Source organism: Sorangium sp. So ce185, assembly GCF_051526825.1.
GTDB lineage: Bacteria > Myxococcota_A > Polyangia > Polyangiales > Polyangiaceae > Sorangium > Sorangium cellulosum_D.
The window spans coordinates 11,085,117-11,096,493 of the sequence record NZ_CP150316.1; the positions used below are offsets into that span (position 1 = coordinate 11,085,117).

Sequence of the window (11,377 nt, forward strand, 5' to 3'; positions counted from 1 at the left end):
GAAACGGGTCAGCCCGCGGGCACCACCGTAGAATTTGGGTGGTGGCCCAATTTGCCCCGGAGTGATTCACATGAAGGCGGGAAGGCAGGAAGATCATTGATCTTTTCTTCCCGCCTTCCCGCCTTCATGTTCAAATCCGGCCACCACCAGAATTTGCGATGAAGCGCAAGGGCCTTGCATCATCGAGGCTGTCCGGACGCCGGGCGCCCGCTCTCGAGATCGAACGAGTCCCCCGCGCTCAGCACGTGGAGCCGCACGTCAAAGAGGCTGAGCACGCGATCGCCCTCCTCCTCGCCGATGTTCGTGTGGCTGAGATTGCGCCCGTCGACGACGTAGACTGCGCCCGTTCCCAGCGCGCGCAGGCGGCGATCCGGCTCGATCGCGGCGGCGGTGTCCTCGTCGATGCCGATCCCGAGCATGCGGGGGTTATGGGCGACGGCGCCGAGCAGACGGCCGAGCCTGCCGCGCTGGGCGAAGTGCTGGTCCACGAGGAGATCGCGCACCAGCCCGAGGCCGGGCGCCATGCGCACGGCGCCGCGCACCTTCGCGGACTCCTCGCCCGCCCCGCCCACGAGCATCGTCTCGCTCATGACCGAGGCGCCGGCCGAGGTGCCCGCGATGGTGCCGCCGCGCCTGTACACCGCGCAGATCGCGTCGGCGATGCGGCTGCCCCCGAGCTTGCTCGTGATCTTGAGCTGATCGCCCCCGGTGAAGAACACGCACCCCGCCCCCTCGAGCATCCCCAGCCAGCGCGCCTCGCCGGCGTCGCCGCGCTGGGCGATATCGAGGTGCGCGACCTCGGCCGCGCCGAGCGCCCGGAAGACCCGCTCGTACTCGACCCAGAGCTCGCCGGCGACGTCGCTCGCGACCGTGGCCACCACGATCGGCCGCCCGCCGGCGCGCGCCACCACGTCGCGCAGGATCTCTCGCGCGCCCTCCTTGTCTTCGTGTCCCCCGATGAGCACCAGCGCGCCGCCCGGCCGCGCGCGCGGCCCGCCCGCCGGAGGACCCTTGTCCGGCTCCTCAGCGTTCCTTTTGCTTCCGACCATCTCCGGCGCGACGGCCTCCCCGCCCTCGATGAGCACGAGCATCAGACGGCCAGGAGCGCGTCCTCGCGGCGGCGCGCGCGGAGCCGGGTCCCGGACCGGAGCTCGGGCACCGCGTTGACCGCGACCGCCCCCATCCGGGTGAGCATCTCTTCCATCGCGGGCGCCTCCTCGGTGAACAGCACGATGACCTCGCCCGGCTCCGCGGTGGCGAGCGCGTGCTCGATCGCCTCGTGCTCGTCCAGGATGACCTCGCACGTCTGCTCGGGCCGCACCTCCGCCACGACCCGCTGCACGAGCGCCGGGAGCTCCCCGGGCGCGCGGCCCCGGCGGTCGCCGTCGTCCTTGGCGAGGATGCGGTGGAAGCCGCCCTTGGCGATCTCGCAGGCGCACGCCTCGAGCAACGCGTTCGAGCGGTCGCCGGGCAGGCTCACGATGGCCGTGAGCCGCCGCCCCTCCCACTGGGCCGCGAGCGCGCACGTCGCCTGGAAGGCGCCGGGGTTGTGGCCATAGTCGACGAGCACGTAGTTGTCGTCGAGCTGGTAGAGGTTCATGCGGCCACGGTTCTTGCCGCACGCGTCGAAGGTCCGGAGGGCGCTCTGGATGGCGTCGACCGGCACCCCCTGGGCGCGGCACGCGGCGATCGCCGCCATCGCGTTCTGGACCTGGAAGAGCGCCGCGCCCGCGAAGGTCGCCGGGATCTCCTCCGCTCCGACGATGTGCCGCTCGCGGGTGCCCTTGAGCTCCACGATGGATCCGTTCTTCAGCGTGTAGCCCGTCCCGCCCTGAGCGACGTGGGCGCGCAGGACGGCGTTCGACGGGTCGAGCGCGAAGAACACGATGGCGCGCGACAGCTTCGTCATGCGGCGGTGCTGCGGGACGGCGGCGAGCAGCGGGTCCTCCGCGTTGAGCACCAGGGTCCCGCCCTCGCGCACCCGCTCGGCCACGACCATCTTGATCCAGAGGAGATCATCGACGCTCTCGATGCCATCCTGGCCCAGGTGATCCGGCGAGAGGTTGGTCATGATCGCGACGTCGGACCAGTCATAGCCGAGCCCCCGCCGGACGATGCCGCCGCGGGCCGTCTCGAGCACCGCGACGTCCACCGTGGGGTCGAACAGGATCGCGCGGGCGGACCCTGCCCCCGTGGTGTCGCCCGCCTCGATGCAGCGGCCGCCGACGTAGATGCCCTCGGTGGTGGTCATTCCCACCGTGGCGCCCGTCGCCCCGAGGATGTGCCCCACCATGCGCGTGGTCGTGGTCTTGCCGTTGGTGCCCGTGATCGAGATGATGGGAATGCGCGACGGCGCGCCCGGCGGATAGAGCATCTCGACGATGGCGCCGCCCACGTCCCTCGACTTCCCCTCGCTCGGGTGCTCGTGCATGCGGATGCCCGGGGCGGCGTTCAGCTCGATGATCGCGCCGCGGCCGAGGGGCTTCGCGATGTCCTCGGCCACGAGGTCGATCCCGCAGATATCGAGATCGATGGCCCGCGCCGCGCGCTCGCAGAGGCGGGCCGTGTCGGGGTGGATCTCGTCGGTGACGTCGCGCGCGATGCCGCCGGTCGACAGGTTGACGCTCTCGCGCAGGAAGAACCGCTCGCCGCGCGCGGGCACCTCGTCGAGGGAGCGCCCCTGCTTGGCGAGGCAGGCGCGCACCACGTCGTCGACGACGATCTTCGTGAGGACGCCGTTGTGCCCGTCCGCGCGGAGCGGGTTCTCGTTCTCCAGGGCGATGAGCTCGGCCACGGTGCGCTGCCCGTCGCCCACCACGTGGGCCGGCAGCCGCTCGCTCGCCGCGACCACCCGCCCGTTCACCACGAGGACGCGGTAGTTGCGCCCGCTCACCATCTCCTCGACGAGGACGCGGGGGCGGTGGGCGCGGGCGATCTCGAACGCCTCGCGCACCTGCGCCTCGGTCCAGAGGTTCAGCGACACGCCCTTGCCCTGGTTGCCGTCGAGCGGCTTGACCACGACGGGGGCGCGCAGCTCGCCGAGCGCCCGGGCCGCCTCGCCCGCCGTCCTCACCACGATCCCGCGCGGCGCCGGCACCCCGGCGCGCGCGAGGAGCTCCTTGGTGAGCTGCTTGTCGCCGGCGATCTCGACGGCGACGAAGCTCGTGGTGGAGCAGGTGGTGGCCTGCACGAAGCGCCGGTGCTTGCCGTAGCCGAACACGAGGAGGCTCTCGTCGTTGAGGCGCGACCAGGGGATACCGCGCTTCTCGGCCGCCTTGACCACGGCGCGCGTGCTCGGCCCGAGCGCCGTCTCCTCGGCCACCCGCGCGGCCTCTTTGACCTTCGCGTCCACGTCGAACGGCCCGCCCTCGAGCACGGCGGTGACGAGCTCGAAGGCCGCCTCGAGCAGGAGCCGCATGGCGGCCTCGTTCTCGAACTCGACGACGACGTCGTAGAGCCCGGGCGCGCCGGCGTAGACCGTCTTGCCGTAGGTCACGCCGATGCCCGCCGGCCCGCTCAGCTCCAGCGCGACGTGCTCGATGATGTGGCCCCAGTAGGTGCCTTCCCGGAGCCGCTCGACGAAGCCGCCCGGCTTGCCGCGCGAGCAGTGGTGCTCGCCGAGGCCCGGCAGGAGGGCGAGCAGCCGGTCGACGAAGCCGGGCACCTCGGCGCTGCTCGTCTCGGCGAGGTCCTCGAGATCGAGGGTCATGCGGAGGACTGGCCAGCTGGCGAACACGTTCGGCCCGTGGAGCGTACGGAGGGTGATGATGCGCATGGGTCTAGCTCGGCTGTGTGGGTGTCAGTCAGCAGCGATGATCGGTCTTCTCTCGAGCAGATCGAAGCTCCGTCCGTGAGGGAGCGAGTGCAGGGTGACCCCGGAGAGCGTGATGCAGCCTCCCGGTCCGGTGTCCACGGCGTCGTTGAAGGAGGCGCAGCCGGCGTCGACGATGGTGACGGCGCCGCTCCCGATCACGGTGGCGCGGTGTCCCTCGACGGCGATGGCGGTGTCCTCGTCGATGCCGACGCCGAGATAATGGGGGAACAGCCCGATGACGGAGAGGAGCCGGCCGATGCGGCCGCGCTGGGCGAAGTGCTGATCGATGATGACCCCAGGCAGGAGCTCGAGGCCCGGGCCGGTGCGCACCGCGCCCGCCCGCGGGGATCGGGTCTCGCCCTCGACGATCATGGTCGACGACATGACCGCGGCGCCGGCGCTGGTGCCCCCGACGACCATCCCTTCCGCGCAGCGCCGGTGGAGCATCGTGTCGACCCCGGTGCCGCCGAGTCGGTTCATGATCCGGAGCTGATCGCCGCCCGTGAAGAAGGTGCCGGTCGCCCGCTCGATCTGCCGCATGGCCGCCTCGTTGCGCGCGTCGTCGCGGGCAGCGATGGTGAGCACGGTGACCTCCAATGCCCCGAGTTGCTGGAAGATGTGCTGGTAGAGCTCGCCGACCACCTCGGGCGTCTCGCTGGCCGAGGGGATGATCACGATGCAGGCGTCCTGACCGCCCGCGAGGCGCACGAACTCGCGCAGGATGGCGCGCTCCCCCTCCTTGTCCTCGGCGCCGCCGATGGCCAACAGGCGCGGAAAGCTCGTCGCGGGGACCATGTCCAGGAGCTGACCCGACTTCGCAACCCTTGGGCCAGGCGGACGATGCCTCGTTTCGTGCGTGTTTCAATGGGGGTGGCTCGATCTGCACCATGGCAAATTGCCACAGGGTGGTCGATTGCCCCTCTCCGCTTCAGCTGAGGCTGGCGCTCTGGTTCCTTTGCAGACCTCGGCGCCGCACGGCTGACTGCCGCTCTCCTATCTCCTGCTCGACCTCCTGCGTTGGCTCTCGCCGCTTGCCGGAGAAGGTCGAGAGCCCCTCACGCCGGGATCGCGGGTGAGGATGCGCCGTCGCGCGCATGGTCGAGCGCAGCGTCGCGCGCGTGGAGGCGCGCGCGACGCGCGACCTCGCGCGCCGCCGCCACCCCGCCTCAGCCCGGCGTGCGCCTGGCGCGCCGGAGATCCGCGGCCGCGCCCTTCCCCTCCTCCGGCTGGCAGGTCGGACAGTAGATCGCGTCGTACCCGTGGACGCTCGCGCGGCGGAGCTTGTCGCCGCAGCGCGGGCACGGCTGGCCCGGGCGCCCGCGGACCTTGAGGAAGTCGCGCAGCTTCTCGTCGAGCGCCGGCGCCCGCCGAGCGATGGTCCGGGTCGCGTCGCCGAGCACATGGGCGATCGCCACGTGCAGGCGGTCGAGCTCCTCCTCGGAGAGGCCCTTGACCGTGGCCTTCGGGTGGATCTGCGCCTCGAAGAGCACCTCGTCGGCGTACGCGTTCCCCAGCGAGTCGAGCGCCGCCTTGTCCATCAGGAAGTCCTTGACCAGGCCGCGCCGCCCGCACGCAGCGGCGCGGAACGCCTCCTGCGTGAACACCCGCGGATCGAGGACGTCGAGGCCCACGCGCTCGAGCCCGGGGATCTTGTCGTATTCGCCCCGCGCGAGCACGTAGACCTTGCTCATCTCCACCTCGTCGCGGACCCTGAGCTCACGCCCGTCCTTCAGGGTCAGCGAGAACGCGAGATCGGTCGGGACCCGCGTCTCGCCCGGCAGCGTGATCGAGAACCGCCCCGCCAGCATCGGGGCGACCACGAGATCGAGCGCCCGCGCGCCGGCGAGCTCGAAGACCACGGCGTGCGCCCGCCGCGTCACGCGCCGGATCTCCGCGCCCGGCAGGAGGGCGTCGAGGCGCTCCGGGAGCAGGACGCGCAGCACCACCGGGCTGTCGGCCCGGGCCGCGGCCACGGCCGCGCCCGCGAGCTCGCGCGCGAGGATCGGGACGACGTACTCCAGGTCGGGTCGCTCCGGCACGACCCCAGAATACCCATCTCGCCGCGGAGGTCGCGTGCGACCTCCGGTCGGGCGCAAAGAAATGAGGCGGCGCGCGGCTCAGGCGCTGATCCGCGGAGCCTGCTCGCCGCGCGCGGCCTCCCGCCCCTCGCCCTCCTCCGGCTGCCGATCGCCGTACGCCGCGAGATCCCGGCCGCGCGCGAGCGCGTACACGGCGCGGATCCGCGCCGCCGCGAGGGCAGGCCCCGGCTCCGGGTTGAGGAGCACGGCGCCGTCGTCGAGCTCCAGCGCCATCGGGATCACGCCCCGAGGCTCGAGCGCCGCCCGGAGCTCCTCGAAGGCGATCGGGCCGTTCACCCGCTCCCCGCGGCCGGGCGGCGGCGCCTCGACGCGCACGAGATCCTGACCGCCCTCGCCGAGGAGCTCATCGTAAAGGGTCGTTACTCCCGGCACGAAGGCGCTGTGGACCATGAAATAGTTCTTGATGCGCTCGGTGCTGACGAGGCTGAGCCGCAGCCGATCGGGCCCGGCGAAGCCGCACTTGCCGGCGTCGAGGAGGCTCCGGACGTGCTCGCCCTTGGCCACCGAGGAGAACTCCGCGAGCACGTGCAGCCGCGCGCCGTGCGCGAGCTCGCCGCTCTCCAGCGCCCGCGCGAAGCGGATGAGCCGCATCGCCGTGCGCGCGTCGCGGTCGAGCCCCTCGGGCTCGCTCAGGAACACCGCGGCGGAGGCCGGCGCCCCGCGCGCCGCGCAGCGCACGGCGAGCGACGCGAGGTCGTGCCCGTGCTGCGTGTACACCGTGGCGCTGCCGCCGCGCGGGAGGGCGAGCCTGGCCCCGATCTGGCCCGGCGGCGCGCCGTCCGGCGCGGGCGCGACGCCGAGCGAGGCGAGCCGATCGGCGAGCGGCATCCGCTCGTCGCCGCGCTCGCCGAGGACCAGCGTCACCTCGATCCCCGGGACGAACTGCGCGAGCGCGTGCAAGAGCGACGGCAGCGCGGGGCTGTACCCGACGATGAGCACCCGATCGAGGCGGCTCCGGCGCGGCGAGAGCGTCGCCGCCCACGCCCGCGCCGCCCCAGCGTCGTCGTCCGCGGCGCCCGCGCCGTCCGCGCGCGCCCCCGCGCCGTCCGCCGCCTCGGCGGGCGCGATCCCCCGGCCCATCAGCAGCTCCCGCCCGTAGCGCCGGAGCGGCGCGTAGGTGGCCGACACGCCGATGAGCCCCCGGAGCCGCCGCGCCGGCACCCGGCCCGCCCGCGCGCCGAGCGCCCACGCCGGCGACCCCTCGGGCGGGTCGAGCAGCGGGTTCAGCCACTGCACGAGCCCCTCCGTCGACACGAGCTCGCCCGCGCGGCGCTCCGGGACCGCGTCGCCGAGGAAGACGCCCGCGAGGATGACGTTGTTCTGGCAGGCCGCGCGCGCCATGCGCGAGAACGAGATCTCGTCGCCCGGCCCCTCGCCGAGCGCGGCGACGGCGCGGACCGCCTCCTCGCCGAGGAAGATGTGCGTGTAGAACTCCGACCCGTCGGCGGTCATGAGGTCGGTGTAGAGCGCCTCCACGCCCGGCGTGATCAGGTGCTGGCACAGGAAGAAGCCGAGGAACCGCTGCATGTCGAGCGGATAGGTCCCCGGCCCGCCCACCGCCTGGAGGAGATCGCGGTTCTTGCTCTCCTGCACCTCGACGAACACGTGGCCGCGCCGGTTCTGCGTCCGGAACGAGGAGAGGGCCATCGCCGTCACGGCGTCGGCGTCGGGCCCGGCGTCGGGCCGCGCGAGGATCAGCGCCCGCTTCGCCCCGGCGGCGCCGACGAGGCCGAGCGCCTCGGGCTGCGCGCTGTCCCCCGTGCGGTAGGCCACCCAGCGCATCCTCGGCGCGTAGAGGTACGCGGGCGGGTCGTCCTCGGTGCCGAGGAGCGCCATCCGCGGCAGCGCGTGCCGCGTCGGCGGGGGGCCGCGGCGGACGAGCCACACCCAGAGCTCCGAGAGCCGGATGCTGCGCAGCGCCCGGTGGCGCTCGTACAACCGGACGAACTCCTGCACCAGCATCTCCGCCTCGTGCACCGGCCCGATCACGAGCGCGTGCCCGGCGTAGCCGACCGGCCGCCGCCGCGCCGCGCGCACGACCTGATCGACCACGTTGGCGCCGATGCCGATGATGAACGACGTGATGAAGACGCCCACCATCGTGAGGCCGAGCGACAGGACCGCGACGACCGGGTGCACGTGGAGGTTCGCGACGAGGTTGTCGGCGCTCTCCAGCTGCCGGAACGACCACCAGATCCGGTCGAAGAAGGTGGTGTCGGGGACCGGGCCGCGGCCGTCGTAGTCGTGGGAGATCGCGAGGTGGCTGAGCAGCACGGAGGCGCCGAACGCGAGCCCCCAGACGGCCAGCGTGACGAGCCCGAACTGCTCGAGCAGCTCGCGCCGCGTCATGATCGCGTAGAGGTCGATCGCGATCTCGCGCGTGAAGCGCAGGAGCAAGAAGAGCCGCGTGAGCCGCAGCACCGGCAGGGCGTGGGCCGCGTGCGCGTCGAGGAGCCGCTCGAGCGGCAGGAAGCTGAGCCAGGCGATGACGTCGAAGGCGAAGAGCACGACGTCGAGGCGCGATCGCTCGCGCCCGCGCTGCCGGAGGAGGGCGGCCCGGAGGAGGAGCTCCACGCCGAAGATCCCCAGGAAGTACGGGCGGAGCTCGTCTTCGAGGCCCTGGATGGGCAGGACCGAGACGAGGATCAGGAGCGAGAGCGCGGCCTTGACGGGGCGGGTCTCCAGCCCGCCGGCGAGGCGGAGGAGCAGGGGCTGGCGGGGCGCCATGGGCGCGAGGATAGAGGAAACGCGCCCTCGCGCGGCCGCTCAGGGCGCGGCGCTGCCCGGACCGGCGTTGGCGTGCTCGTAGAAGCGGTTCGCGGGGTAGGCGCCCGCCGTGGAGCTGTAGGGGCGATCGACGGTCGAGGCGTGCCAGGGAGCCTCCGCGCGGATGTGGGGGCCGAGGGTCGAATTCCGGATGACCGCGTGGCCGTTCGGGTAGGCGCCGCTCGCGACGTTCGCGGCGTACGTCGTGAGGTCGCTCTGTCCCTCGTCCCAGGCCCGGCCGAGGTAGACGAGCCCGCCCGGCGTGCCGGCTTCGGCGGTCAGCTCGCTGTCGATGATGAGGATGCCGTGGTCGTTGCGGGCGTCCGTGCTGGGAGCGACGATGTACCCGCCCTTGCCGCCTTGGCGCGCGGTCAGGTACCTGATCGTGCAGCCGTCGAGCACGAAGGTGCCGCGGCCGAAGATGAAGTCCACGTCGCCCTCCACGTGGCAACCCTTGAAGTACGCGCGCGACACGGTCCCTGCGTTCGGCGTCTTCACGTAGAGCGTGTCCTGATTGCCGAGCAGGCGCACGTTCTCGAAGATCAGCCGGTCGGCCTGCGTCATCAGCGCGACGGCCTGCGTGCCGCCGCCGGACACGGCGCCCTCGTCGGTGTCGTTCGCGATGGTGAGGTTCTTGGCCCGAAACTCGTCGGCGTACGCGGCGAAGGTCGCGCTGCCGCTGGTCCCGTAGGTCGTCCCGCTCAGGTTCGGGTTGCAGGGGTTCGCGGGGGAGCCCGCCTGCTTGGCCTTGCCGTTGTAGTTGTTGTACGCGATGACCGTCCGGCTGGCGTCGGAGCTCTTGCTGTACAGCGTGATCGGCGGGGCCGACGCCGGCACACAGACCACCTCGCGGTAAGCGCCGGCCGCGACCTCGATGTAGATGCGGCTCGTCCCGCCGGCGGCCACGGCAGCGTCGATCGCGGACTGCACCGTCCTGTGGGAGCCCCCGCTCGCGGCGACCCTGTACGTGGGCGTGAAGCCGTCGACATCGCCCGCGCCCGCGGTGGGATCCCAGCGGTCGGTCGCGAGGCCCGACGCGAGATCGCCGGCCTTCTCGAGGTGCTTCAGGACGGTATGGCTCGCCGCCTGCGCGCTCGTGAGCTGCGGTCGCGTCGCGGTGCTTGCCGCGGAGCCGCCCGCGCCGGAGCTGCCCGCGCCGGCGCCGCCTGCACCGGAGCCGCCCGCGCCGGAGCCGCCTGCGCCGCCTGCGCCGGAGCCGCCCGATCCGGTCATGTCGCCCGTGGAGCTGCTCATGGGGCCAGCGCCCCCGTCCGACGAGCCGCCTGCGCCGGTGACGCCGCCGGAGGACGAGCTGCTGGAGGCGGCCGGAGTGGCTGGACCTCCGCCCGAGGAAGACGCGTCTGTCGGGCCTCCGCCGCTCGAATCGTCGCCGCCGCACGCGGAGAGGCCGAGCGCGACGAGCACGAGAGGGAGCGAGAGCATCCGACGGGAGTTGCCGGTCATATTCACCGTTCGACCTTGCCTTTGCCGAGGTTGCGAGGCGCTCTGGCGCTGCAAGACACACACCACGCGGCGCGACGCCGCGCGGGGCCGCCCGCTGTGTCCACTCCGGGTTGACACAGTTGACAGCTGCGCGTGACAGCGCCGCCGGCGCGCGTCGCGGCGCGGCGCGTCTCATGTCCCCGGCGGCGCCCAGCGGCGCACGGTCGCACGGCCGAACGCGTAGAGGGCGTCGAGCGTGCGGCGCGGAGGCTCGCGGCGGTACGTCGCGCGGTGGATCGACCACGCGTGAAAGACGCACGCATCTCCCGCCCGCAGGGCGACGCGCACGGCGTTCGGCATGTCCGGCGTGGTCCGATCGGCGCCTCGGCGGATCCGGAGCTCGTCCGGGGTATCCCAGCGGGCGTGGGAGCCGGGGACGATCTCGAGCCGGTCGTCGTCTTCGAGCGCCACCCGGAAGTGCACCGACGTGGTCGTCGCGACGAGTGCGCGCTCGACCTCCGGATCGGCTTGGCCGAACTGGCTGTCTCGATGCCAGTCCCCGTCCCAGTCATGCCTGGTCTGCTCGTGGTAGTAGTGCGCGTCCTTCAGGCGCGGTGTGTCTCCCTCCTGCGGACGCGCGAGACCGGAGAGCAGCTCGCAGACGCGCGGGGAGCCGACGAACGCGGCGATGACCTCCAGCGCGCGCGGGTCGTCCTGAAGGCAGACCATGCCGTCGGTGAGGAGCGAGATCCTCGGGGTCGAGTGACCCGTCTCCTGGGAGAGCGCTCGAGCGTGCGAGAGCGCGACGTCGCACGCGCGACGGAGATCGGCGCGTGTTGCCGCGTCGAGAAAGGCGGGCGCGACGAAGAAGCCGTGCGCGCGGAAGGCGGCCACCCGATCGATGGTCGAAGTGCTCATCATGACCTCGCGGCAGTGGATCCCGCGAAGATCACTCAATGGACGGTCCGAGGCCCACGCATCGCCAGCGCGACGAGGGGATCGTGGGGAAACGGCCGCGGGCGATGAGGGCTCGAGACGACGAGACACGCGAGCCTCCCCGCGATCTCGAACGTCGCGAGCGCGGCCGGCGCGCCGAAGTACTCGATCGGCACGAGATCGACGCCGCGCGCGGGTGCCGGCGACGAGCGCTCGTCGAGGATCCGCGCGAGGGCCCTCTGGTAGCTCTCGCCGGTCCTGGCCATCCTGGCCCGAACGTCCGCGCGCAGCTTCTTGTGGTGGTGACGGTTCCCCATCG

Annotated in this window: 8 protein-coding genes; all 8 read right to left on the minus strand. The window is 72.6% G+C overall.

Annotated elements, in window-relative coordinates; translation table 11 throughout:
- Positions 1 to 179 precede the first annotated feature (179 nt).
- On the minus strand, positions 180 to 1,091 hold the full coding sequence (locus tag WMF26_RS40875) for a cyanophycinase (protein ID WP_437997153.1): 912 nt from the start codon (positions 1,089 to 1,091) through the stop codon (positions 180 to 182).
- On the minus strand, positions 1,091 to 3,775 hold the full coding sequence (cphA, locus tag WMF26_RS40880; protein ID WP_437997154.1) for a cyanophycin synthetase: 2,685 nt from the start codon (positions 3,773 to 3,775) through the stop codon (positions 1,091 to 1,093). The genes WMF26_RS40875 and cphA overlap by 1 nt, the downstream gene beginning before the upstream one ends.
- 24 nt (positions 3,776 to 3,799) lie before the next feature.
- Positions 3,800 to 4,609: a cyanophycinase gene (locus WMF26_RS40885; RefSeq protein WP_437997155.1), complete on the minus strand. Its 810-nt coding sequence runs from the start codon at positions 4,607 to 4,609 to the stop codon at positions 3,800 to 3,802.
- A gap of 371 nt (positions 4,610 to 4,980) precedes the next feature.
- Positions 4,981 to 5,853 (minus strand): DNA-formamidopyrimidine glycosylase family protein, encoded by an 873-nt coding sequence (locus tag WMF26_RS40890; RefSeq protein WP_437997156.1) that lies wholly within the window; start codon positions 5,851 to 5,853, stop codon positions 4,981 to 4,983.
- A 78-nt stretch (positions 5,854 to 5,931) separates the two neighbouring features.
- Positions 5,932 to 8,640: a hypothetical protein gene (locus WMF26_RS40895; protein WP_437997157.1), complete on the minus strand. Its 2,709-nt coding sequence runs from the start codon at positions 8,638 to 8,640 to the stop codon at positions 5,932 to 5,934.
- A 39-nt stretch (positions 8,641 to 8,679) separates the two neighbouring features.
- Positions 8,680 to 9,933, minus strand: coding sequence for a pectinesterase family protein (locus WMF26_RS40900; protein ID WP_437997158.1), 1,254 nt, complete (start codon positions 9,931 to 9,933; stop codon positions 8,680 to 8,682).
- Positions 9,934 to 10,314: 381 nt separating this feature from the next.
- Positions 10,315 to 11,043 carry a phytanoyl-CoA dioxygenase family protein gene (locus WMF26_RS40905; protein WP_437997159.1) on the minus strand — a complete coding sequence of 243 codons (729 nt, stop codon included), beginning with the start codon at positions 11,041 to 11,043 and terminating at the stop codon, positions 10,315 to 10,317.
- A 32-nt stretch (positions 11,044 to 11,075) separates the two neighbouring features.
- Entirely contained in the window at positions 11,076 to 11,375 is a 300-nt protein-coding gene (locus WMF26_RS40910; RefSeq protein WP_437333551.1) for a hypothetical protein, read from the minus strand.
- Between the last annotated feature and the right edge of the window lie 2 nt (positions 11,376 to 11,377).